The following is a 23,660-nucleotide window of genomic DNA, read 5'->3' on the forward strand; positions in this document are numbered from 1 at the left end:
TGAGAAGCTATGGTGCGGTTGGGGGGACTTGAACCCCCATGAGCTTTCGCTCACTACCCCCTCAAAGTAGCGCGTCTGCCATTCCGCCACAACCGCATGATAGGTAATTGATGTTGGTGCTCAGGGACGGAATTGAACCGCCGACACGGGGATTTTCAGTCCCCTGCTCTACCGACTGAGCTACCTGAGCAAAAAAGTGGCGACCCCGATCAGATTTGAACTGACGATCTTCGCCGTGACAGGGCGACATGTTAAACCGCTACACCACGGGGCCGTTTCACCATTGTTTCAGCACGGAGTGCCTCAACGAAAACTATTCTACCATGACCTGTCGTTTTTGGCAAGTCTTTTTTTATCTTTTTTTCCGGTAATTCAAAAATTCCCTCTATGTTATCGGCCCCGTTTGATGTATAATATAGCCGGTATGCTTTGTTTACATCGTTTTTACAAAGAGTTTTACAGAGAGGATAGAACAAACACATGGTTCATGCAATGAAGACCTTCAGCAAATGGCGGCACAGACTCTTGCCGCTGTGTATCATCTTTGCCGTAGTTTATGGCTGCTGCTTTGAATGGCAGTTTCTCATTTCCCTGGGCATGGGGCCCGACAATATCGAAGACATGACCTTCGGCTTGCTGCCCGGCGTCGGCGCTGTCGTCCTGTCCCTGGCCCTGTATTGGAAACACTTGTCCCCAGGCGCCATCATCCCGCCGGCCCTCATCGGCCTGGGCTGGATTATCACGGGACCTTATTTGAGTTACATTTCCCTGATCAATACCAACACGATTTACTTGAACAATATATATGATATATACGTAGGACTATACTTTTTTGCTATCTTTTTCTGCCTGAACATGATTGTCCGGCAGTACATCCCCCACAAAACCGGAGCGGTCTTCATGACGATCGTCCAGTTCGCGGCCTTCTTCGTCATCCTGCTCCAGTGGGTCTACTATTTCCTTTACAACTCGTCGATCACGACATCCGGCGCCTTGCTCATCTTCCAGACGGGCCCGGCTGAGACCCTGGAATACTTCCATTCCCTGGGGCTGTTCAAGGTAGCCGCCATCGTCATCGTCCTGGCCCTGATTTTGGCAGGACTGTTCCTCTTGAACTATCGCCAGCGCGTCCTGCCCAGGACCCACGTCTACCGCAAGGTCCTCCCTATCGTCTCGCTGCTGCTCATCATCGCCCCGTCCGTCGGCGCCTTGAGCGAAGAAATCTTCCCGGAAGCCTTTCCGATCCGGACCTTCATCGACACACACGACTATATGAAGCGGTCGGCTATGTACGCCGAAAACCATGACGACAAATACACCGCCCTCCAGGCCGTCCAGCTCCATCCGGCCGACTACCCCAACACGGTCATCGTCGTCATCGGCGAATCGGAAACGCGGACCCTCATGAACGCCTATAATCCGGACCACGTGCCCAATACGCCGTGGCTGACGGCGATGAAATCCAACCCGGACTTCACACTGTTCACCAACGCCTACAGCTGCGTCTGGTACACCGTCCCCGTCCTGGAACACGCCCTGACGGAATCGAATTTCTACAACGACAAGCCCTTCAACGAATCCATTTCCATCATCGACATGGCCAAGAAAGCCGGCTATAAGACGTACTGGTTCAGCAACCAGGGTTCTGTCGGCGTCGCCGATACGCCTATCACCTTGGTGGCCAATACGGCAGATGTCTCCGAATGGGTCGACCGGGACCTGAAGGAATCGACGCTGGACGGCGCCCTCCTGCAGTTCCTCAAGCGCGTCGATCCCAAGGAAAAGAACTTCGTCGTCCTCCACATCATGGGCAGCCATATCGAATACCGCAACCGCTACCCCAAGGAATTTCAGAAATTCAATGACGGCAAGATCAACCAGGAAGCCGATTTCGACAATACCGTCCTCTATACGGACTGGGTCCTGTCGCAGATTTACGACTACGCCCGGGACAACCTCCATCTCGACGCCATGGTTTACTTCTCGGACCACGGCAGCGATCCCGACGTCGCCCGCCAGCCCGACAGCGCCAGCTTCAAGGTCCTGCGCATCCCCATGTTCTGCTACCTGTCCGACGCCTACCAGAAGCGCAATCCCGATGTCGTCAAAGCCATCAAGGCCAATAAAGACAAGTACTTCACGAACGACCTGGAATACGAATTTATCTGCGGCGTCCTAAACATGCAGTCGCCGAACTACGACCCGGCCATGTCCATCGCCTCGTCGAAATGGAGCATGGAACGGAAAGACCTGAAGACCCGCTTCGGCAAGACCAGCCTCATGGAGGACACAGAATATTAGGAGCCTGCGGCTCCGTGGGTCGTGAACCGTGGACCGTAAGTCGTCTTCGCCAAACGAACCACGCCAAACGAATCACGAAAAGAGCTTATCGCTACGCGACAAGCTCTTTTTATTTGGAGTATAATAGAACTAACACCACATTTTCCCAAAGGAGGTATTTCTATGGAACATGCTTGTGTCGCAGCCGGGTTATTTCCCCATCCGCCGATTATGCTGCCGGAAATCGGCGGCGATGAGCTGCAAAAGATAGCATCTACGGTACGGGCTGTCCAGGCAGCGGCCCGATTGATTGTCAGCCAGAAACCGGAAACACTGGTCATCATGTCGCCTCATAACTACGTCTTCCCCGACGGGGCGACGCTCTTGGAGGCGCCCCGCCTGTATGGCAACCTCGATGCCTTTGGCTATCCGGAACTGGCCATGGATGTCCGCACCGACATGGATCTGGCCGAAGAAATCTTTGAAATCGCCGCCCCGAAAACCGATATCTACCGCCTCGACGCGGCCTGGAGCGACCGTTTCGGCCATCCCCTCTACGTCGACCAGGGTACATTCGTCCCCTTATACTACCTGCGCCAGGCCGGCTTCACGGGCCAAGTCGTACTCATGGCGCCGCGCTTCGATGACTACGACAGCATGAGCCTGTTAGGGGACCTCGTCGTCCAGGCCGCTGCCCGCCTGGGCCGGCGTATCGCCATCGTCGCGTCCGGTGACTTGTCGCACCGCCTCCTGCCCGGTTCGCCCAACGGCTATACGCCAAAAGGGGCCGTCTTCGACAAGACCGTCATGGAAGCCCTGCAGAAACAGGACCCGGCCATCCTCAAGACCCTGAGCCGCAACCTCATCGACGAAGCCGGCATGTGCGGCCTGCCGTCGGTGTACTTTCTCTTCGGCGCCCTGCGCCATTTCCGTCCGGTCATGCCGGTCTATTCCTATGAAGGCCCCTTCGGCGTCGGCTATGGCGTCGCCTTATACCTGCCGGAAGGCCAGGAAAAACGGGCTGAAGAACCGGCTGTCGCCGACATCCGCGTCCGCCTGGCCCGGGAAAGCATCGCCTACTACTTGAAGCATCACAGCCTGATGACCGTCCCCAAGGACCTGCCCGAAGACTTGCAGGACAAGGCCGGCGCCTTCGTATCCCTCCACAAGGGGAGCCGCCTGCGCGGCTGCATCGGCACCTTCCTGCCCATGCAGATGAACATTGCCAGCGAAATCATCCACAATGCCGTATCCGCTGCCACCAGGGACCCGCGGTTCTATCCGGTCAGCCTGGACGAGCTGAAAGACATCGATATTTCCGTCGACGTCCTGGGCCAGCCCGAAGCCGTCGCTTCGCCAGCTGACCTGGACCCCAAGAAATACGGGGTCATCGTCATGAGCCATGCCCAGACAGGCCTGCTCCTCCCCGACCTGGAAGGCGTCGACACGGTCCAGCAGCAGATTGCCATCGCCAAGGAAAAGGCCGGCATCCCGCCGCAAATCCGGCCGGACCTCTACCGCTTCACGGTCACGCGCTATAAGTAGGTGACATCATGGAAGCCGCTTATTACGATATCGCCAAAGACGGCCGGGCAGCCTGCCGCCTTTGCCCTCATCACTGCTCCATCGCGCCGGGCCATCGCGGCCGCTGCCAGACCCGCTATTATGACGGCCATACCCTCCAGGCCCTGAATTACGGCCAATGCACGGCCCTGGCTCTGGATCCGATTGAAAAGAAGCCACTGGCCTATTTCCATCCCGGCTCGCGCATCTTGTCCCTCGGTTCATGGGGCTGCAATTTCACCTGTCCCTTCTGTCAGAACTGGCAGATTTCCCAGCAAGAAGCACCGTACCGGGATCTGACGCCGGAACAGGCCCTGGCCCTGGCCAAAAGCTGCACGGACAACGGCAACATCGGCCTGGCTTATACCTACAACGAACCGTCGCTCAGTTATGAATTTATCGCCAGGACAGCCCGCCTTATCCACGAAGCGGGACTGGTCAACGTCATGGTCAGCAACGGCTATATCGAAAAGGAACCGCTCCAGGCCCTGCTGCCTTATATCGATGCCTGGAACATCGACCTCAAAGGGTTCTCCCAGGCCTTCTACCATTCCCTCTGCGGCGCATCGCTCCAGCCCGTCCTGAATACGATTGCCGCTGCTGCCACCGTGAGCCACGTCGAAGTGACGACGCTGATCATCCCCGGCGAAAATGACGACCCGGCCCAGATGGACGCCGAAGCCCGCTGGCTGGCCGCCCTCTCGCCGGACATCCCGCTGCACCTGACCCGCTATTTCCCGCAGTACCACTGGTCCGCACCGATGACACCGTTACAGACGATGGAACAGCTGCAATCAATAGCCCGCCAGCATCTCCATTGTGTCCATTTGGGCAATGTATAGGCTGGTCGCCATACGTTAAACGATTATTGTCAACTTTAAACTTGTATACTGGCCATGGCATGATATAATAAGGTACAATTTGTTTTTTTATTTTTAAAAAGAAGTGGTGGTACAAAATGGCATTAAAAGAATTTACGTTCAATATTGGTGAAAATACACAGTCCGTCATGCTCCCGGAAGAACACATCGTCGGCGTCATGGAAGGCAAACACGTCCCGGCTGTCGATGTCAAACAGGCGACGATCGACTGCATGCGTCATCCGATCGGCAGCGCCCCGTTGCAGGAAAAAGTCCAGAAGGGCGATAAAGTCTGCCTCGTCGTCGCTGACGTCACCCGTACGTGGAACCATTCAAATCAATTCCTCATCTACATCATCGACGAATTGAACCTGGCCGGCATCCCTGATGACGACATCTGCATTGTCTTCGCTCAGGGTTCGCACCGCGCCCAGACGCCGGAAGAAGACGTCCGCGTCTGCGGTGAAGAAGTCATCCGCCGCATCAAAACCTATCAGCATGACTGCATGGACCCTACCCTCGTCGACTGCGGCACGACCAAGCTCGGCACGCCGTTGAAACTCAACAAACACGTTGTCGACGCCGACAAAGTCATCATCGTCGATGGCATTACGACCCATCTCTTCGCCGGTTACGGCGGCGGCCGCAAACTCATCCTGCCCGGCGTTTCCGGTTTCGAAACGATCCAGCGCAACCACTGCCACGCTCTGGCTGACGAATTTGGTCACGGCATCAACCCCAAGACGCGGGCCCTCAAGATTGACGACAACCCGCTCAACGACGACATGGTCGAAGCCTGCAGCAAGATCAATCCGTGCTTCCTCGTCCACTCCGTCATCAACGGCGACGGCGAAATCTGCCGCATGGTCGGCGGTGACTGGTACGACGCATGGCGGGCTGGCACCGAAGCCGTCCTCGACATCCAGCGCGTCCCGATGAAAGAAAAAGCAGACGTCGTCATCGCCTGCGCCGGCGGCTATCCCAGCGACGTCAGCCTCTACCAGGGCTGCAAATGCTATGACCCGGCTGAAATGGCTGTCAAAGACGGCGGAGTCATCATCGCCATCATGGAAGCCCGTGACATCAAAGAACCGGCTATCTACATGGACAGCTTCAAATACGATACGATGGAAGAAATGGAAACGGCCCTGCGGGCACACTTCACCATCCCCTTCTTCGTCGCCTTCAACCTCTTCTGCCTGACCCATAAAGACACGGTCATCCTGGTCACGCTGCCGCGCAACTTCGACGACATCCGCCGCACCGGCCAGATTCCGGTCGCCACCGTCCAGGAAGCTTGGGACCTGGCTCAGCAAAAACTGAAAGAACAGGGCAAAGATAAAGATTACACCATCAACATCATGCCCCATGCCACCAAAGTCATGCCGATTTTGCAGGAAAAATAACGAAGTTATTTTTCCCGTAGGGGACGCCCAGAGGGCGTCCCGCCTGATTCCACAATCCCGTAGGGGACGCCCAGAGGGCGTCCCGCCTGATTCCATAATCCCGTAGGGGTCGCCCAAAGGGCGACCCGCTTGATTCCATAATCCCGCAGGGGGCTGTCGCACGAAGGCTTTTACCATCATGAAAGGCCCCTTTCTCTCGAAAGTTTGTAGTACGGAGTTTGTAAAAGAAGGCGCTGTCTTCATGCGACAGCGCCTTTTTTATTATTCCCAAAGGCTATACTTATCCATTCCTTGATGCATAAGTGACATAATATATTTTCGTATATCTCATGACAAACGTAAAATCCTATGCTATAATATAGCCAAGAGATGCGAAAGGAATGGCAAGCAAGTTCCCCTTCCTTTGTAAGCGCATTAGAAAGGGGTGAGTCCAGTGGAAATAGAGAAAGTAGAACATGCCTCCGGCGGTAAGGGGTACATCTTGAAGAAAAAACTTCTGAGCGCCACCGAGCTGAAGGATAAAGTAGGTATGTTCGCCGAAATCACATTGAAACCTGGATGTTCCTTAGGCTATCACGTTCACAGTGACAACGCAGAAGCATATTATATCCTTTCCGGAGAGGGAGAATATGACGACAACGGAGAAATCCGGACCGTTAAACCAGGAGACGTTACTTACACATCAGATGGTAAGGGTCACAGCTTGGAAAACAAAAGTCAGAACGATTTAGTTTTCATTGCGTTGATCATTAACAACTAAATAATGTCCATAGGATCAGCAAGCGTTCGTCGATGAACATTACGAATTAACTTATCTTGATTGAAGTGCTTCGAACTTTTCGAATGGGTGTGATGTTTTTCAAATAGGTTAGTCTAGTAAATCCAAGCGCAACGAACGATTATTGTTTCACATTTTTGTACGAGGTTAAAGTAACCAGAACCAAAAACGAGATGAATATGAATCCTATAACGTAGAGGACCGGTAGACATATGTCGCGTGTGTATCGGTCCTTTTACGTGTCTTTTTTGCCTTGACTTCTCCCTTCTCCATTGACAGAAACCGTCCCCTCTTCTATAATATACTGAAACGGTATTCTATAGAATTCGTTTAGATTTATCAAAGGGGGAGACAATCATGTCCAACGAATCTCAAGACCGGGTCCAAGAACAGGCCCGGGAAGCCATCCGCGGCAGCCAGGGCCAGCATCGCGGCCGTCAGTTCGCCTTGTGGATGGGCGCCTTGATCATCGGCGCCATTTTAGGTTGGCTCGGTATTCCGGCATTGAACCAATTATTCGATTTCATTGCAACTGTTTTCACGCGCTTATTCCAGTTCATCGCCGTACCGACCATCGCATTAGCTGTCATCACGACATTATCGGCTCTGGGAGCCAAGAAAGAAACGGGCCGTATCTTCGCCCACGCCGTCACCTACACGCTTTTGACGACGATCTGTGCCGCTGCCATCGGCCTGGTCCTCTATCTCTGGATCGCACCGGGCAACCTGCCGGTAGACCTCATCAATTCCGGCGTTTCCAACGTCCCGCAGAAATTGGAAAAAGTCACCTATTACGACCACTTCCTGTCGGTCATCCCGAACAACATGCTCCAGCCGTTCTTGTCGGGCAATGTCCTTTCGGTCATGCTCATCGCGGCTGCCGTCGGTCTGGCTCTGGCATTCATGCCTAAGACAGAAAACCGCGCTGTCCTCTTGAAAGGCCTCCTGGGTCTGCAGGAAGTCCTGTTCACCCTCATCCGGGCCCTGCTCTGGATCTTGCCGGTTGGCATCCTGGCTTTCTCGGCACAGCTGTCGGCACAGATTGAAGCTGGCGTCATCGTCGGTGCCCTGGGGAAATACACCCTGGTCATCCTCGGCGGCAACCTCATCCAGTTCTTCATCGTCCTGCCGATTTTCCTCGTCCTCCGTGGACTCAATCCGATTTACGTCTTCCGCAAGATGGCTCCGGCCATTGCCGTCGCCTTGTTCACCAAGAGCTCTGCCGGCACCTTGCCGGTCACCCTGGCTTCGGCAGAACAGCGCCTCAACGTCCATCCTCAGGTATCGCGTTTCGTCCTGCCGATCTGCACGACCATCAACATGAACGGCTGTGCTGCTTTCATCCTGGTCACGTCCCTGTTCCTCATGCAGAACGGCGGCTTTGACCTCTCTATCGGCACCATGATTGCCTGGCTCTTCGTCGCCGTCCTGGCTGCCATCGGTAATGCCGGCGTCCCCATGGGCTGCTACTTCCTGACCTTGTCGCTCATGTCCGGCATCGGTGCCCCCATCGGCATCATGGGTATCATCCTGCCGATCTACACCATCATCGACATGATTGAAACCGCTGAAAACGTCTGGTCCGACTCGGCCGTCTGCGCCATGACCGACCACGACTTAGCATCTGAACTCGATGCCCAACCCGCACCGGCTCAGCATTAAAGGCATAAAAAAAGGGGTTGTCGCACGAAGGCTTCTGCCATCATGCGAGGGCCCTTTTTCTTAAATGTTTGAGGTTTGATGTATGATGTATGATGTTTGAGGCGATGGCTTTTAAATTTTGTCCCCTCCACATCAAACTTTCAACTTCAAACTTCAAACTCAAAAAGGGCTTGTCGTCATGCGACAAGCCCTTTTTATTATCCCCGAATCGTAGCTTCCTTCATGGCTTTGACGTAGTCATAGATGTGGGGGGCGGCATCGTCACCGTATTGGGCGATGATCTTGACGATGGCACTGCCTACGATGACGCCGTCAGCGACGCGGCCGATTTTTTCAGCCTGTTCGGTCGTATTGATGCCGAATCCGACGGCACACGGTACGTCTGTGACTTCTTTGGCCGTATCGACGATTTCTTTGAGGTCCGTCTTGATTTCCGTCCGCGTCCCGGTGACCCCCAGGGAGGACACGATGTACAAGAAACCTTCGCCGACTTTAGCGATTTTCTGGATACGGTCTTTCGACGTCGGCGCAATCATGGAGATGATGTCGATGCCATGGGCTTTGGCAGCTGCCGCACATTCGTCACGTTCTTCAAAGGGCATATCAGGGATGATAATGCCATCCATGCCCGTTTCCTGGCAGCGGGCAAAGAATTTTTCAGCGCCGTAATGGAAGACAGGATTGAGGTAGGTCAAGAAAACCAGGGGAATCTGCGTTTCCTTACGGACCCGTTCGACCAGGGCAAAGACGTCGTCAATGCGCGTCCCGGCTTTCAAGGCCCGCAGGTCCGCTTCCTGGATGACGATGCCTTCGGCGATGGGGTCGGAAAAAGGAATACCGATTTCGATGAGGTCGGCTCCGGCTTTTTCCATAGTCATGATATATTCATACGTCTTGTCCAGCGACGGGTCGCCAGCTGTCAAGAATCCGATAAATGCTTTGCCGTTCTTAAAGGCGTTGCCAATCTTACTCATGTAAGTCCCTCCCTTTATATCTTGCAATGGCGGCGACGTCTTTATCACCGCGGCCGGACAAGCAGACGATGATGCTGTCGTCTTTGCTCATCTTCGGCGCTATCTGCATGGCTTCATAGACGGCATGGGCGCTTTCGATGGCGCAGATGATGCCTTCCGTGCGGGCCAGGTATTCAAAAGCTTCGACGGCTTCGTCGTCCTTGACCGGTACATACTGGGCGCGTCCCGTCTGGTGGAGATAAGCGTGTTCCGGCCCGATGCCCGGATAGTCGAGGCCGGCCGAAATGGAATAGACTTCGTCGATCTGGCCGTCTTCATTCTGGCAGAAAATGGATTTCATGCCATGGAAGATACCGACTTCCCCTTTGGCGATAGTCGCTGCATGGAGCTTGGTGTCGATGCCCTTGCCGGCCGCTTCACAACCGATGAGTTTGACGTCCTTATCGCCGATGAAATGGTAGAACATGCCCATGGCATTGCTGCCGCCACCAACGCAGGCCAGGACAGCGGAAGGCAATTTCCCTTCCCGTTCGAGAATCTGCTGACGCGCTTCCTTGCTGATAACGGACTGGAAGTCGCGGACCATCATCGGGAACGGATGAGGACCCATAGTCGAACCGATGACGTAGTGTGTATCGTCGACACGGCTGACCCATTCGCGCATGGCTTCATTGACAGCATCTTTGAGGACTCGCGAACCCGATGTGACAGCGTGGACTTTAGCCCCTAAGAGTTCCATGCGGTAGACGTTCAATGCCTGGCGGATTGTATCTTCTTCGCCCATGAAGACTTCACATTCAAGGCCTAAGAAAGCCGCTGCTGTCGCCGTAGCGACGCCGTGCTGGCCGGCACCGGTTTCAGCGATGACCCGTGTCTTGCCCATCTTCTTGGCCAACAGGCACTGACCCAGGGCGTTGTTGATCTTATGGGCGCCTGTATGGTTCAAATCTTCGCGCTTCAAATAAACTTTCGCGCCGCCCAGGTCCTTGGTCATGCGTTCGGCATAGTAGAGCAGGGACGGACGGTTGGCATAATTATCGAGCAAATCCTTCAATTCTGCCTGAAAATCGGGATCATTTTTATAATGGCTGTAGGCTTTTTCCAAGCGCTGGATTTCATTCATCAATGTTTCCGGTATATATTGACCGCCGAAGGGGCCAAATCTTCCTGTACTCATGTAGTTACCTCCTGTAAGCACGTACACGTGCCATGAATAATTTCATCTTTTCTTTATCTTTCACGCCGTCTGTCTCAATGCCACTGCTCACATCGAGGGCATAGGGATGGAACGCCGCTGCCTGGACAGCATTGTCGGGATTGAGGCCGCCGGCCAGAAAATACGGTCTGTTTAACTGGCCCAGCAGGGCCCAGTCGAAGCAATCGCCGGTCCCGCCGGCACCGTGGTCGAGCAGGATGTAGTCGGCCCGGCTTTGCTCTGCCTTGCGGACATCATCCTGGCTGGCAATGGAAAAAGCCTTGATGACCGGGACTTGCAGCGATTGCCGGACGGCATCAATCATAGTGTCGTCCTCCTGCCCATGGAGCTGGACGATTTGGATCGTACCCGCTGCGACCAGCTTTCCCATATGTTCCAGGCTGTCGTCGACGAAGACGCCGACGGCAGGGATGCCCGGGTCCAGGTCCTTGCGCAAGGCCGCCGCCTGGTCATCGCTGACGCGGCGCTTCTTGCCGGCAAAGACGAAGCCGGCGTAATCGGGACGGAGTTCATTAGCCCAGGCGATATCACAAGGGCGCTTGAGGCCGCAGAACTTGACCTTAACCACGAGAGCCTCCGGCCAGCTCATCGAGCATGGCTTTCTTATCAGGGCTTCTCATAAAGGTCTCGCCGATGAGGACGGCATCGACGCCGTGGTCGCGCAGGACCTTTGTGTGGTCGGCCGTCTTGATGCCGCTTTCGGCAACGAAGAGAATATCCTTCGGCACCAGCGGCCGCAGGCGGCAGCTCGTATCGAGGGAGACCGTGAAGTCCTTGAGGTTGCGGTTATTGACGCCGATGACGCGGGCGCCGCTGGCGATGGCCCGGCGCACTTCGTCTTCATCGTGGGCTTCGACCAGGGCCGATAATCCCAGGGAGTCAGCCAGCTGGAAGAAATGCCGCAACCTTTCATCATCGAGGATAGCACAGATGAGGAGCACTGCTGACGCGCCCAGGGCGCGGGCTTCGTAGATCTGGTATTCGTCGATGACGAAATCCTTGCGCAGGACCGGTGTCGTGACGGCTGCGGCAATTTCCTGCAAGTACTGCGGGCTGCCGAGGAAATAATCCCGTTCCGTCAGGACGGAAATGGCCGCAGCGCCGGCCTGTTCATATTCTTTGGCAATGGCTACATAGGGAAAGTCGGGAGCGATGAGGCCCTTCGACGGCGAAGCCTTCTTGACTTCACAGATGAAGGACAGCCCCGGTTTTCCCAAATTCTTTTCAAAAGGGAAGCCTTCCTTTTTCGGCGCCGCCAGGGCCCGCGCCTTCATGACTTCCAGGGGCACCTGCTGTTTATCCGTAACCAGCCGCTTGGCGACGGCCGCCGTAAGATCATCTAATATCATAGGGCACCTTCTTACTCGTTGCTGACGGCAATGCATTTTTCCAGGGCTGCCGTCGCCTTACCTCTGTCGATGAGGCTGGCGGCGAGCTGGATGCCGTCGGCGATGGAATCGGCTTTGCCGGCGACGAAGAGGGCGGCACCGCTGTTCATGAGGACGGCATTGCGTTTCGTCCCCTGGATTTTCCCGGACAGGACGTCGCGCGTAATCTGGGCATTGACTTCGGGCGTACCGCCGACGAGGTCTTCTTTTTTACCCGGCGTCAGGCCGAAGTCTTCCGGCTTGATGACGGCCGTCCGGTAATAACCGTCGCGGAGTTCACAAATCGTCGTCGGCCCGTTCGGCGAAATTTCGTCGAGTTTTTCCTGCCCGTAAGCGACGAGGCCCCGTTTGACGCCGAGGGAAGCCAGGACCTTGGCCAGCGGTTCGACGAGATAGCCGTCATAGACGCCGAGGAGGAACATTTCCGGCTTGGCCGGATTGGTCAAGGGCCCGAGGATGTTGAAGACCGTCCGGAATCCCAGTTCCTTGCGGATGGGGCCGACGTACTTCATGGCGGCGTGGTATTTCTGAGCGAAGAGGAAGCAGAAATTCGTTTCTTCGAGCATCTTCAGGGCCAGCTGCGGGTCCTGCTGGATATTGATGCCCAGCGCTTCCAGGCAGTCTGCCGTGCCGCACAGGGACGACGCAGCCCGGTTGCCGTGCTTGGCGACTTTGACACCGCCTGCGGCCAGGACCATGGCCGACGTCGTGGAAATATTGAAGGAATGAGCGCCGTCGCCGCCGGTGCCGACGATTTCCAGGACATCCATACCCGGATGGGGAACGGGTGTAGCCAGGGAGCGCATGGCTTCGGCACAGCCGGAAATTTCATCGATCGTTTCAGCTTTGGTGCTCTTCGTCGAAAGGGCTGCCAGGAACGCCGCATTTTGCGTCGGCGTCGTTTCGCCCTTCATGATTTCCATCATGACCTGATGGGCTTCGTCATAGGTCAAATCACCTTTATTTACAATCTTGATAATCGCTTCTTTAATCATTGTAAGTACCTCCCCTATGTTAGACTCATCTATATCACTTATAATGCAAGGAAATTTTCTACCATCATCGGCCCTTGAGGCGTCAAAATCGATTCGGGATGGAACTGCAGGCCGTAGACGGGATACTGCTTATGGCCGACGGCCATGATTTCACCATCTTCCGTATGGGCCAGGACTTCCAGTTCATCCGGCAAGGTATCCGGGTCGAGGGCCAGGGAATGATAGCGGCCGACGTCGACCTGTTCCGGCAGTCCCTTGAACAAGGGGCTGTCCGTCTTCAGCGTGGCGACGGATTGTTTGCCGTGCATGAGCTGCTTGGCATAGGTAATGGTACCGCCGTAGACTTCGCAGATGGCCTGATGACCTAAGCAGACGCCCAGGATGGGGACCTTGCCGGCGAAGTAGCTGATGGCCTGTTCGCAGACACCGGCATCGGCCGGACGGCCCGGTCCGGGAGAAATGATGAGGTGATCCGGACGCATGGCTTCGATGGCTTCGACGGTCTTTTCATCGTTGCGGATGACCGTGATATCCGGGTCGAACTGACCGAGGAGCTGGTAGAGATTATAAGAAAAACTATCGTAATTATCAATGAGCACTATCATTTGTCGATCCCTCCATTAGCCTGCTGCAATGCAATGACGACAGCTTTGGCCTTGTTCAGACATTCCTGATGTTCCTGTTCGGGGATACTGTCGGCGACGATGCCCGCGCCGGAGCAGGCGTAGACGTGATTTCCTTTCTTATAGGCCAGGCGGATGCCGATGCAGCAGTCCATATTACCCGTAAAGTCGATGTATCCGATGGCGCCGCCATAGACGCCGCGTTTATGGCCTTCCAGTTCGTCGATGATTTCGCAGGCCCGGATCTTCGGTGCCCCTGACAGGGTGCCGGCCGGCAGGACCGATGCAATGGCGTCGATAGCCGTCTTATCCTTGCGGATCGTGCTGTGAACAGTCGAACCGATATGCATGATATGAGAGAAACGCAGGACGTCGAGATAGCGTTCGACGTGAACGCTGCCAAATTCACTGATGCGGCCCAAATCGTTGCGGCCCAAGTCGACGAGCATGTTGTGTTCGGCCAGTTCCTTCGTATTGTGCAGGAGTTCATCTTCCAAGGCCTGGTCTTCTTCCGGCGTCTTGCCCCGCGGCCGCGATCCCGCCAGGGGGAATGTGAACAGGTCGCCGTTTTCCAGGCGGGTCAGCGTTTCCGGTGAAGAGCCGGCGAGCTCGATATCATCGCCGGAGAAGAAGAACATATACGGCGATGGATTGAGGGTCCGCAGGACGCGGTACGTATCGAGGAGGCTCCCCTCGGCTTCAGCGCTCAGGCGGTTGGCCAGGACGACCTGGAAAATATCGCCTTCGCGGATGTAGGTCTTGCCCTTTTCGACCATCTGGCAATATTCTTCTTTATTGAACAAAGGCTTGAAATCACTTTTGAGCTTCAACGGGATGTCCGGGGCCTTCTTGCCTTCCCGGATAAGGCTTTCCATGCGTTCCATTTCCAGGAGAGCCCGGTTATAATTTTCCTCGGCCGAGTCGAGGCGGACGTTGACGATAAGGTAAATCTGCTGTTTCAGGTTATCGAAGACGATGACCTTATCGAAGAGCATGAGGTCGAAATCGTTGAAGCCATCATCATCGACGGCATTGAGTTTCAGCGACGGTTCGGCGTATTTGATGAAATCGTAGGCAAAATACCCGACCAGTCCGCCTGTAAAGGGAGGCAGGTCCGAAAGGCGCGGCGCCTTATTGTCGGCCAGTATCTGGGAAATAAGCTGTTCCGGATGGTCCGTATGGATCTGGACTTCAGCGCCGGTCTTGATGTGGACCGTACCGTCCTTGCAGTACAGACCCATCTGCGGATCATAGCCGATAAAGGTATAGCGGCCCCAGCGCTGGGAATCTTCCATGCTTTCCAGCAAATAGCAGTGAGAGCTGATGTTCTTGACGATGCGCAATACTTCGATAGGCGTGCGGACGTCGGCATACATGCTGCGGCAGATGGGCACGACCTTGTATTCACCTTGATATGCTTTTACCTGTTCCAGACTGAGCGTTTCCATATGAACCTCCTAAAAAAAGAATCCGTCCACGACAATGTTACTTGTCAAGGACGGATTAAGTTCCGCGGTGCCACCTTGTTTTAGGGGTTGAACCCTACTCTCGACGGAATACCAACATATTCCCGGCAACTGACGTATGCCAACACGTCGCAGAATACTCGGCCTTCCGGCTTTTGACTGCGCCCTCAGCGGTCCATTTAACGAGCTGCGTCGGCCGGCTCTCAGCATCCCGGCTCTCTGTACGTGCACGTCATCGTTTTTACTTCCGCCTCAATGGTTTCATGGACGATGTTCGGTTGATGGTTGTATGATACACCGCATTATGTAACCTGTCAAGGCCATTTTTGTCCACCATTTAAAGACAATCGTTTTACTGAAAAAAAAAGCTTGTCGCGTACACGACAAGCTTTTTAGTGGCTAGTGGCTAGTGGCTAGGGGTTAGTGGCTCACATGGCGTTACGAACCATGAGCCACCAACTGCTAATCCCTAGCGGCTAACTGCTAGAAAACTACATCATCGCGATGACCGGCGAGATGATGAGCAGGATACCGGCGAAGACGATGAGGACTAAGGAAATGCCTTTATACTTGTGCAGGGCATTGACCTTATAGACCAGGTAGGCCGGGATGAGGCAGGCAATGATGCCGAAAATCGGGCCCAGCAGGGTCAGGAGCTTGAGGACCGGTGCATTGAGGACGATGGCACCCCAGGCTACGGCTACGGCAAAGATGAGGATACCGTGGCGGACAACAGTCTTGCTGATTTTTTCTTCCGGGATGAAACGGCGCAGGATATTCATGGCAATACCCTGGCAGGCTTCACGGAAGCCAAGGAAGACACTGAAGAAGGCTGTCATAACGGCGAAGATGTTGAGGATAAGGCTGAAAATCTTGACGGCGCTGCCATCGAAACCTCTGGCGACGATAGCCAGAGCCGAAATGTTCTGGGAGTAAGCGATGACGGCCTGGTCATGGCCGAGAGCCAGGTTGAAGGACATGGCATACGAGAAAATCGTGATGAACAAGACGGAGAAAGCGATTTTCATAGCCCGCATAGCTTTATAACGGGCGACGTGGATCGATTTATTATGAGAGCGATAGGAAATGACCATCGGGCTGATGCTGGGAATGAAGAGAATCGAGGTCAGCGTGACCGGCAACATGGCAATCGTATTCTTGACCAGGTAGCCCAGGTCCGGGAAGACACCGATATTGGCCAGGTTCCAGTGCTGGATCATGATGCCGCCCAAGCAGATGACGACTAACAATTTCGTCAGGACCATGAGCGTCGATACGCGGAACAAGAGCTGTTCGCCCCGGGAAGCGATGAGGACCATGACACAGATGATGGCCAGACCATATAAGGGGTTATCCGACAGGAGCGTATCGGTGACGCCGAAGGAAAATAAGAAGGACGCGCTGTCATTGGTCAAAGCTGTCGAATACATGAATACGCAGATGAGAATGCTCAGGAAGTAAAGGATCCCCAGGAGGAAGCCCCAGTTCTTCCCTAAATATCCGCTGATGACGCTGGGATAATCTTCACACCGCGGCGAATCGGCCAGGGTGTTGATAAACAACCGTTGTAAGAGATAAATAGCCGGATAGGCGATGATGGCCGAGAATAAATAGACCCACACGCCGACCAAACCGACCTGGACAGGTAAAAAGACGATGCCGGCGCCGATGGCCATGCCGATACTCATAATAATCCAGCCCCAGTCCGTACTGTCGAACTTAACGGCTTCTTTCCATTGTGCATCTGTCATGCCCGCCTGCCGGGCCAATGCTGCTGATGAGTTCATATGAATTACCTCCTGTGGCAAATACAACCAAACGATGATGTCCCCTCTGATACTACATTTTTCTCCCCTGTCGCCGTTCTCTTTCTCAATTTCTTTTCATATACATTTCTGCTATGGTTTATAAGTGGGTTTTATTTAAAACCATAAAATTTAATGTATAGTCCGGCGTTTCACCTTTTACTAAAACGTTCTATTTCATACTTAAAGTATAACATGGAAGGTGTAACCTGTAAAATATTCATTGTGCAATTTACTTTCATAGGAATTTCCTATAACAATAAGATATTTCCTTTAATTTTTTTCTATCTCTTTGCGCTTTTCCATCATATTGAGAATAACTTATTCTCACTTTTCCAGCATAGCCATAAATAACTGTCCTTTCCAAAAAGTCAAATTTAGATAGATTTTCTTTATATTTTTTATGTCACATCAGAGAGCTTCTTTTCACTTTTTTGCTATTATCTATTCTGTATTTTCATTTTAAATATTCCTTTATTGTATCAAAAAGTCATAACTTTTCCCTATTTTTTTATTTTGATACAATAAAGGGAGCAGAAACGATTCTATAGGTACCGTTGATATTCGAGGTGTTTCATTATGACTTTACAGCAACTTCGTTATATCCTAGAGTTATCAAGGCACAATTCCATTTCGGCTGCAGCCCATGCCCTGAACATCTCCCAGCCCAGCCTGAGCACGGCTATCAAAGATTTGGAAAAAGAGTTTTCCCTGACCCTGGTCGAACGGAACCGCCACGGCATCACCTTCACGCCAGCAGGACTGGAATTTCTCCATTACGCCGGCCATATCCTGTCCCATGCCGAAGCCATGCACGACCATTTCCAGGCAGAAAAAAAACAGGACCTGCCTCAGGTCCTGTCCATTTCATCCCAACACTATCCTTTCGCCGATGAAGCCTTCATCCATGCTCTGCAGCACGTCCCGCCGAACGCGGCCTGCACGTTCACCCTGCGCGAAGGCCGGACGTCGCAAGTCATCCATGACGTCGTCACCCGCGAAAGCCAGCTGGGCATCCTCTTCTTATCCCACATGAACGCCCGTTTCCTGAAGGACTTGTTCCACAAGAATAAGCTGGAATTTACGCCTCTCTGCGCCTTCACGCCCTGTCTCTATGTCCGCAGCGGCCATCCCCTGGCAGAATTTTCTCACGTCGTTCCCGGCCAATTCAGCAGCTATCCTTGCGTCCGCTTCGAACAAGGTCACGACAAATCGCAGTTTTCCGAAGAACTGCTCCTGCCCAACCGGGCCAGCCGCCAGTGCATCTACGTCACCGATCGGTCGACGCTGTTCAGCATCATCCGGGCCACCGACGCCTACACCATCGGTACGGGTCACGCAGCCCCATCCATCATCGGCCGCCACCTCGCAGTCATCCCCATCGAAAATCCCCTGGACACGATGACCGTAGGCTGGATCAAGATGGCAGGAGAACCCCTGTCCGAAGAAGCTTCCCACTACATCACCATCCTGACGGACTTGTTGAGAGGACGGGAGAATAAGGAATAGTGGTTCGTGGTTCGTGGCTCGTGGTTCGTGGCTCGTGGCTCGTGGCTCGTGGCTCGTAATCCGTAGGGGCCGTCCCAAAGGGCGGCCCGCTTAATTACTTGCAAACAAAAAGGCGCTGTCGCGATGCGACAGCGCCTTTTTTCATTTATAACGAACTATTTATTTTTCATCATATGCTTTTGTCAGGCGGACATAGCCTTCGTAACGGTCTTTGGCATCTTCTTCGGTCTTTTCGAAGAGAGCTTCTGCCGTATCCGGGAAGGTGCGCTGCAAGGACGAGAAGCGTGTTTCGCCCATGAGGAAGTCGCGGAAGTTAGCTGTCGGCGGCTTGGAATCAAGGATGAAGGGGTTCTTACCCTGTTTCTTCAATTCCGGATTATAGCGCCACAGATGCCAGTAACCGGCTTCGACCGCCCGTTTTTCTTCGAGCTGGCTCTGACCCTGGCCGACTTTCAGGCCGTGGTTGATGCACGGTGCATAGCCGATGATCAGGGACGGGCCGTTATAGGCTTCTGCTTCTTTGAGGGCCTTCATGAACTGGTTCTTGTCGGCACCCATAGCGACTTGAGCGACGTAGATATAACCGTACTGGGCTTCCATCATGCCCAAGTCTTTCTTACGCGTCTTCTTGCCGGACGCAGCGAACTGAGCCACAGCGGCCGTCGGTGTAGCTTTAGATGCCTGGCCGCCCGTATTGGAGTAGACTTCCGTATCGAAGACCAGGACGTTGACGTCTTCGCCCTGAGCCAGGACGTGGTCCAGGCCGCCATAACCGATATCGTAAGCCCAGCCGTCGCCGCCGAAGATCCACTGGCTGCGTTTGACCAGGAACTGTTTCATATCATAGACCTGTTCCAGTGCCGGTTTGCCGTCTTTTTCAGCTTCCAAGAGGGCGATGACTTTATCCGAGCGTTCGCGGGTCCCTTCGCTTTCAGCCTTGTGTTCTTTCCATTCCGTAAAGGCTGCCTGCAGTTCCGGGCTGGCCACATCCATAGCGGCATCGATGTACTGTTCCAGCAATTTCCGTTCCGTCTTTTCAGCCAGCATCATGCCGAAGCCATATTCTGCGTTGTCTTCAAAGAGGGACGTCGACCAAGCCGGGCCATGGCCCTGAGCGTTCTTGGTATAGCCGCAGTCCGGTGCACTGCCGCCCCAGACGCTGGAGCAGCCGTGAGCGTTGGCAATCATCATGCGGTCGCCGAAGAGCTGGGTGACGACTTTACAATACGGCGTTTCAGCACAGCCTGCGCAAGCGCCGGTGAATTCGAGGAGCGGCTGTTCGAACTGGCTGCCGATGACAGTATTCTTGTCCATCGGGTTGGCTTTCGCCGGCAAATCGATGACATAATCCCAAAGAGCGGCTTTGTATTCTTCGTCGTCGAAAGGTTTCATGGTCAAGGCCTGTTTCGGGCAGACATGGGTACAGCTGCCGCAGCCCAGGCAGTCCATGACGGAAACGACGATATTGTATTTGTACCCCGGAGCCACTTTGATTTCTTTATCCTGGTAGCCTTTCGGAGCCTTAGCAGCTTCATCGGGCGTCATCAGGAAGGGACGGATAGCGGCATGAGGGCAGACGAAGGAACACTGGTTACAGCCGATACATTTTTCAGCATCCCAGCTCGGTACGAACATAGCGACGCCGCGTTTTTCTTCGGCGCAGGTCCCCGTCGGCCAGCGGCCGTCTTCGATGCCGTCATAAGCGCTGACCGGCAGGTCATCGCCTTCAAGGGCATTGACAGGGATGGAAAATTCGCGGAAGAATTTCGTATGTTTCGACATATCAACCGGTTCATCGACAGCATCAGCCCAGGCGGCCGGTACATCGACTTTGACGATAGCCGACAGGCCCTGATCAATGGCTTCATTGTTCATGTCGACGATGTTCTGGCCTTTCTTGCCATACGATGCGACGACGGATTCTTTCAATTTAGAGATAGCCAGGTCCAAGGGGATGACATCTGCCAGTTTGAAGAAGGCCGACTGCATGATCATGTTGATGCGGCCGCCGAGGCCGATTTTCTGAGCAATGCCGACGGCGTCGATGATATAGAACTGGACGTCGTTGCGGGCAATGGCACGTTTTAATTTAGCCGGCAGTTTTTCGTCCAGTTCTTCCGGTTTCCAGACCGTGTTGAGCAGGAACGTACCACCCTTTTTGATGCCCCGCAGGAGGTCGAAGCCATGGACATAGGACTGGCGGTGGCAGGCGATGAAGTCGGCATTATTGATGAGGTACGGCATCTGGATCGGCGTATCACCAAAGCGCAGGTGCGATACGGTGACGCCGCCGGATTTCTTGGAGTCATAAGCGAAATATGCCTGGGCATACATGTCAGTGTTATCGCCGATGATCTTGATGGCACTCTTGTTGGCACCGACCGTACCATCGGAACCGAAGCCCCAGAACTTGCAGGCTTTCAGGCCTTTGCCGCCTGTCGTGATGCCTTTGACGCGCGGCAGGGATTTATAGGTAACATCATCGACGATGCTCAAGGTGAAGTCGTTCTTCGGTTCAAAGGCCTTGAGGTTTTCAAAGGCAGCGACGACGTCGCCCGGCAAGAATTCTTTCGATGCGATACCATAACGGCCGTGGTAGACCTTCGGTGCATTGTCAGCTACGGCAAAAGTAGCGGCTACGCTGTGATAGAGCGGTTCGCCGTTGGCACCGGTTTCTTTCGTGCGGTCCAGGACGGCGATTTTCTTGACCGTATTCGGCAGAGCAGCCAGGAAATGTTTTTCCGACCACGGACGGAACATGTGGACGTTGATGCAGCCGACCTTTTCGCCTTTGGCGACGAGCATCTTGACCGTTTCTTCGATGGTCTGGGAACCAGAACCCATGGAAACGAGGACAAATTCGGCATCCGGTGCGCCGGTATAATTGAACAGATGGTATTCACGGCCCGTGATTTCGCTGATTTTCTGCATGTAACCTTCGGCGACATCGGGGACGCGGTCATAGAATTTATTGAGGGCTTCGCGGTGCTGCATAAACGTTTCAGCTGGTTCGCAGAAAGAAATGGCTTCCGGATTATCCGGGTTCATGCCGCGTTTGCGGAAGGCCCGGACGGCGTCCATATCGAGGAGAGGACGGAGTTTTTCATACGGCAGGACTTCGATTTTCTGGATTTCGTGAGATGTGCGGAAGCCATCGAAGAAGTTGATGATCGGGATACGACAGGAAATAGCCGTTGCATGGACGACAGCTGCCAAGTCCATAATTTCCTGGACACTCGATTCACACATCATGCTGATGCCCGTGCCGCGCATAGCCATGGCATCGTCATGACCGGCAAAAATCGTATAGCCGTTGGTAGCGACCGTACGGGAGGCGACATGGAAGACGCCGGGCAGGAGTTCACTAGAAATCTTGAACATGTTGCTGAGCATGATCATCATGCCCTGGGAAGATGTAAAGGTCGTCGTCAAGGCGCCAGTGTTCAAAGCACCGTGCATGGCACCGGCAGCCCCTTTTTCAGACTGCATTTCCTGAACCTGGACAGTCGTACCGAATAAGTTCTTACGGCCATGGGCGGCCCATTCATCGACGTGTTCCGCCATCGGCGACGACGGCGTTATCGGGAAGATGGAAGCCAGTTCGGTAAAGGCGTAGGCAATATAAGCCGCAGCTTCGTTGCCGTCCATTGTCTTGAAAATTTTCTTTGCCATAGTACTTGTTCCCCTTTCTGTAAAACCTGATAAATGAAAGAATCCGTGTACACTTAGGAGTCATCTGATAGATTGCGCAGATAAAATCATCATTTTCCACTATGTGACTAAGGTATTTTCTAGATGACTATTTGTTATCTTCATTGTACTATTTCGAAAAAATTTATGCAAGGCCTTTCTAGTAAAACGTTCATCTTATGCCGATTTTGTCTAAAAGCGTGAATATTCATGAAAAAGAGTCATAAAAAAAGGCGCTGTCTGCAAGAGACAACGCCTTTTTAAGTTTGAAGTTAAAAGTTTGATGTTTGATGTAATCCGTTTTTAAATTTAAAAATCGTCGCTTCAAACATCGAGCCCTTACGCCCAGATGGATTTCATGAGCTCTTTGTACGATTCGCCGAGGTGGCGGATGATGACGTCGAACATGGCGTAAATCAAATCACCATCGACTTCATCGTCTTTAAGGAGGACGCACGTGTCGAGGATGAGGTTGCCTTCATCGTCGATGTAGTATTTAAAGGATTTGTACTGCTTATTGTACGTGTTGAGCAGCTTGAGGACAGCCGCTTCATTGTCATCGTGCAGGACCTTCGGTGCTACCAGGACGCGGATCATGCCGTAAATGCTGGTATCGAGGATGACGATGAGGGGCAGGCGGTTGCCGTTGATGTCAGCAGCCGACCGGAAGACGACCGTCTGGAACTGGTCATCTTTGATTTCATCGACCGTAAAGGCTTTGATTTCTTTTTCGTCGAGATATTTTTTAAAGTTTTCAGCTTTCTTGTTCATTGGAAAACACTCCTTTTTTTACAAATAACGCTTCGATTTTATTATACCCCATTTTTATAACGTTTGTCATAAGAAAAAGGCTCGCCGCTATGCAGCAAGCCTTTTTCTTATTAGGAGAGGAGTAGTTTTTCGAGGATCGGGTCTAATTCTTCCGGTGTCGTGCTGGGTTCAAAGCGCTGGACCTGACTGCCGTCCCGGTTGATGAGGAATTTAGTGAAATTCCATTTGATGCCGTTGCCCTGGGCATTGTCCGGATAGTGTTCGGAAACGACCTTCTGGATGAGCTGGCCGCTTTCTTTATCCGTTTCGTAGCCTTTGAAGGGTGCGGCTTCTGTAAGGTATTGGTACAAAGGTGCTGCCTGGTCACCGCGGACGTCGATCTTGGCGAAGAGCGGGAAGGTGACGCCGTGGTTGAGGCGGCAGAACTGTTCGATGTGCTGGTTGTCTTCCGGATCCTGTTCCAGGAACTGGTTGCACGGGAAGCCGAGGATGACCAGGCCTTTATCCTTATATTTCTGATATAAGGCTTCCAGGCCGTCGTATTGCGGCGTGAAGCCACATTTGCTGGCTGTATTGACGATGAGCAGGACCTTATCTTTATACTGGCTCAGGGATACATCGTGTCCCTGGATATCTTTGACCGTGAAATCGTATACGTTCATGACGGGCCTCCT

The 23,660-nt window shown here is 53.5% G+C and carries 18 protein-coding genes and 3 tRNA genes; 7 read left to right on the forward strand and 14 right to left on the reverse strand.

The features are described from left to right. Positions 1-10: 10 nt before the first annotated feature. The 3 genes from C6362_RS02620 to C6362_RS02630 all read right to left on the reverse strand — a co-directional run bounded on the left by C6362_RS02620 (position 11) and on the right by C6362_RS02630 (position 274). Positions 11-96, reverse strand: a tRNA-Leu gene (locus C6362_RS02620). An 18-nt stretch (positions 97-114) separates the two neighbouring features. Then, positions 115-190: transfer RNA gene (locus tag C6362_RS02625), tRNA-Phe, on the reverse strand. Between the two features lie 7 nt (positions 191-197). Further along, positions 198-274 (reverse strand) — tRNA-Asp (locus tag C6362_RS02630). A 206-nt stretch (positions 275-480) separates the two neighbouring features. Between C6362_RS02630 and C6362_RS02635 the strand changes: the two genes are divergently transcribed. The 6 genes from C6362_RS02635 (at position 481) to C6362_RS02660 (ending at position 8,549) form a co-directional block, all read left to right on the forward strand. Then, positions 481-2,301 (forward strand): phosphoethanolamine transferase, encoded by a 1,821-nt coding sequence (locus C6362_RS02635; protein ID WP_014015213.1) that lies wholly within the window; start codon positions 481-483, stop codon positions 2,299-2,301. Between the two features lie 162 nt (positions 2,302-2,463). Then, positions 2,464-3,825 (forward strand): AmmeMemoRadiSam system protein A, encoded by a 1,362-nt coding sequence (gene amrA / locus C6362_RS02640; RefSeq protein ID WP_014015214.1) that lies wholly within the window; start codon positions 2,464-2,466, stop codon positions 3,823-3,825. A gap of 8 nt (positions 3,826-3,833) precedes the next feature. Beyond that, positions 3,834-4,685, forward strand: a complete 852-nt coding sequence (gene amrS, locus C6362_RS02645) for an AmmeMemoRadiSam system radical SAM enzyme (RefSeq protein WP_014015215.1) — start codon at positions 3,834-3,836, stop codon at positions 4,683-4,685. Between the two features lie 116 nt (positions 4,686-4,801). Continuing rightward, a complete protein-coding gene (larAH10, locus tag C6362_RS02650) occupies positions 4,802-6,109 on the forward strand; it encodes an NPN-dependent 2-hydroxyacid racemase, LarAH10 family (RefSeq protein ID WP_014015216.1) in 1,308 nt (435 codons plus the stop codon). A 433-nt stretch (positions 6,110-6,542) separates the two neighbouring features. After that, the gene (locus tag C6362_RS02655) at positions 6,543-6,869 is read left to right on the forward strand and encodes a cupin domain-containing protein (RefSeq protein WP_014015217.1); all 327 of its coding nucleotides are present in this window, start codon (positions 6,543-6,545) and stop codon (positions 6,867-6,869) included. A gap of 375 nt (positions 6,870-7,244) precedes the next feature. Further along, positions 7,245-8,549, forward strand: coding sequence for a dicarboxylate/amino acid:cation symporter (locus C6362_RS02660; RefSeq protein WP_014015218.1), 1,305 nt, complete (start codon positions 7,245-7,247; stop codon positions 8,547-8,549). A gap of 197 nt (positions 8,550-8,746) precedes the next feature. Here the strand turns inward: C6362_RS02660 and trpA are convergent, their stop codons facing one another. The 8 genes from trpA to C6362_RS02700 form a co-directional block, all read right to left on the reverse strand. Next, complete coding sequence (gene trpA, locus C6362_RS02665; protein WP_014015219.1) at positions 8,747-9,523, reverse strand: tryptophan synthase subunit alpha; 777 nt, start codon at positions 9,521-9,523, stop codon at positions 8,747-8,749. Then, positions 9,516-10,700, reverse strand: coding sequence for a tryptophan synthase subunit beta (gene trpB, locus C6362_RS02670; protein WP_014015220.1), 1,185 nt, complete (start codon positions 10,698-10,700; stop codon positions 9,516-9,518). Before trpB ends, trpA begins: the two co-directional genes overlap by 8 nt. Before the next feature lie 4 nt (positions 10,701-10,704). Further along, positions 10,705-11,307 (reverse strand): phosphoribosylanthranilate isomerase, encoded by a 603-nt coding sequence (locus tag C6362_RS02675; protein ID WP_014015221.1) that lies wholly within the window; start codon positions 11,305-11,307, stop codon positions 10,705-10,707. Continuing rightward, positions 11,300-12,088 (reverse strand): indole-3-glycerol phosphate synthase TrpC, encoded by a 789-nt coding sequence (gene trpC, locus C6362_RS02680; protein WP_014015222.1) that lies wholly within the window; start codon positions 12,086-12,088, stop codon positions 11,300-11,302. Before trpC ends, C6362_RS02675 begins: the two co-directional genes overlap by 8 nt. Positions 12,089-12,099: 11 nt before the next feature. Continuing rightward, the gene (gene trpD / locus C6362_RS02685) at positions 12,100-13,122 is read right to left on the reverse strand and encodes an anthranilate phosphoribosyltransferase (protein ID WP_014015223.1); all 1,023 of its coding nucleotides are present in this window, start codon (positions 13,120-13,122) and stop codon (positions 12,100-12,102) included. A gap of 38 nt (positions 13,123-13,160) precedes the next feature. After that, positions 13,161-13,727, reverse strand: coding sequence for an anthranilate synthase component II (locus C6362_RS02690; protein ID WP_014015224.1), 567 nt, complete (start codon positions 13,725-13,727; stop codon positions 13,161-13,163). Further along, the gene (locus tag C6362_RS02695; protein ID WP_014015225.1) at positions 13,724-15,193 is read right to left on the reverse strand and encodes an anthranilate synthase component I; all 1,470 of its coding nucleotides are present in this window, start codon (positions 15,191-15,193) and stop codon (positions 13,724-13,726) included. Before C6362_RS02695 ends, C6362_RS02690 begins: the two co-directional genes overlap by 4 nt. A gap of 509 nt (positions 15,194-15,702) precedes the next feature. Further along, the gene (locus tag C6362_RS02700) at positions 15,703-16,998 is read right to left on the reverse strand and encodes an SLC5/6 family protein (protein ID WP_014015226.1); all 1,296 of its coding nucleotides are present in this window, start codon (positions 16,996-16,998) and stop codon (positions 15,703-15,705) included. Between the two features lie 597 nt (positions 16,999-17,595). On the opposite strand from C6362_RS02700, the gene C6362_RS02705 reads away from it, so the two are divergent. Continuing rightward, positions 17,596-18,525 carry a LysR family transcriptional regulator gene (locus C6362_RS02705; protein WP_014015227.1) on the forward strand — a complete coding sequence of 310 codons (930 nt, stop codon included), beginning with the start codon at positions 17,596-17,598 and terminating at the stop codon, positions 18,523-18,525. Between the two features lie 159 nt (positions 18,526-18,684). Here the strand turns inward: C6362_RS02705 and nifJ are convergent, their stop codons facing one another. From nifJ to C6362_RS02720, 3 genes are all read right to left on the reverse strand, one after another. Continuing rightward, positions 18,685-22,197 carry a pyruvate:ferredoxin (flavodoxin) oxidoreductase gene (nifJ, locus tag C6362_RS02710; RefSeq protein WP_014015228.1) on the reverse strand — a complete coding sequence of 1,171 codons (3,513 nt, stop codon included), beginning with the start codon at positions 22,195-22,197 and terminating at the stop codon, positions 18,685-18,687. A gap of 357 nt (positions 22,198-22,554) precedes the next feature. Continuing rightward, positions 22,555-22,986 carry a YbjN domain-containing protein gene (locus C6362_RS02715; protein WP_014015229.1) on the reverse strand — a complete coding sequence of 144 codons (432 nt, stop codon included), beginning with the start codon at positions 22,984-22,986 and terminating at the stop codon, positions 22,555-22,557. A 110-nt stretch (positions 22,987-23,096) separates the two neighbouring features. Then, complete coding sequence (locus tag C6362_RS02720) at positions 23,097-23,648, reverse strand: glutathione peroxidase (RefSeq protein WP_014015230.1); 552 nt, start codon at positions 23,646-23,648, stop codon at positions 23,097-23,099. Between the last annotated feature and the right edge of the window lie 12 nt (positions 23,649-23,660).

This window comes from Megasphaera elsdenii DSM 20460, assembly GCF_003010495.1.
Classification (GTDB): Bacteria; Bacillota; Negativicutes; order Veillonellales; family Megasphaeraceae; genus Megasphaera; species Megasphaera elsdenii.